This is a genomic window from Brachybacterium tyrofermentans (assembly GCF_039526165.1).
Lineage (GTDB): Bacteria > Actinomycetota > Actinomycetes > Actinomycetales > Dermabacteraceae > Brachybacterium > Brachybacterium tyrofermentans.
In genome coordinates this window covers 1-982 of record NZ_BAAAIR010000063.1, presented here as the reverse complement: position 1 = coordinate 982, position 982 = coordinate 1, and the positions used below count along the sequence as shown (strand labels likewise).

Sequence of the window (982 nt, the reverse complement as noted above, 5' to 3'; positions counted from 1 at the left end):
TCATTCGCGAGGTCTACCACCTCATCAAGGTCAACCCCCGCACCGGCGAAATCGCGAGTTGACAACTATAGGAGCGTCAACGCCAGACTGACGGGATCGCCGCCGCGAAGAAGCGCGGGGCCTACAAGGGCCGGCCCCGCACCCTCCAAGGCGACAAGCTCCGCGAGGTCCGCAACGCAGCCCTCGCCGGTACACCCAAAGCCCAAATCGCGCGTGAACACGGGATCAGTCGATCCACGCTGTATCGTTATCTCCAGCAACCCTCCCTGGCCACCGAAGCCTGAGCCCAGCTCTGTCGTCAATAATGAGGACATGGCGACTAGCAAACTGTTCTACGGCGAGGACCTCCCTGTTCCACGCGAACGCATCACTCCAGAACCTGTGCTCTTCGCATGATGAGTGTGTTCGAAATGCTCTGGCCCGTTGGCTCGAGCCTGGGTGTCTCGGTAGTGGTCACTCTGATTACCTCCCACCTGGCTGTTCGTCGATGGCGTCGCGAACGAGTCGCCTCTGCGCGAGACGAGGCGTATAAGGACCTCACCAACGCCGCCTATCGGTGGGCTCGAATCCTTCGAGACAACAACGTGAAGGAGCTGGATCATGGAGAGGAAGCCGATGTCGACGCACTCGAAGAGTCGCACAACGAGCTCAATGACTCTCTGTTCATGCTTAGCAAGGTCGCCGAGGAGGGGTCTTTCCGCAGGATCGACGAAGCGTATGGACTCATGGTGGCGGCTGCCCTGAACGTTGATGTCACGGATCCTGCTTTGAGGACTACCGGAACAGAAGCTGGTTTGAGGGCGCAGCAAGCAATCAGCGAATTCGTCAACGTCGTCTCTAGCGAGATGCGCACCCACCTCGAGCGCTGAGGCGAGCTTCGCCGCTCGCGTCATGGTCCAGCTAGGGCGCGTTGAACAAGTCCGACAGGTTCCGATGGACAGTTGCTCGGGGTTGGCGCCGGATCTTACTGAGTGAGCTGGAG

2 protein-coding genes are annotated in these 982 nt (G+C 59.8%); both read left to right on the top strand.

Annotation, left to right across the window (positions count from 1 at the left end; genetic code table 11):
* Positions 1-95: 95 nt before the first annotated feature.
* On the top strand, positions 96-284 hold the full coding sequence (locus tag ABD093_RS18215) for a helix-turn-helix domain-containing protein (RefSeq protein ID WP_343926286.1): 189 nt from the start codon (positions 96-98) through the stop codon (positions 282-284).
* A 108-nt stretch (positions 285-392) separates the two neighbouring features.
* Positions 393-869: a hypothetical protein gene (locus ABD093_RS18210; RefSeq protein WP_343926284.1), complete on the top strand. Its 477-nt coding sequence runs from the start codon at positions 393-395 to the stop codon at positions 867-869.
* The last annotated feature ends 113 nt before the right edge of the window (positions 870-982 follow it).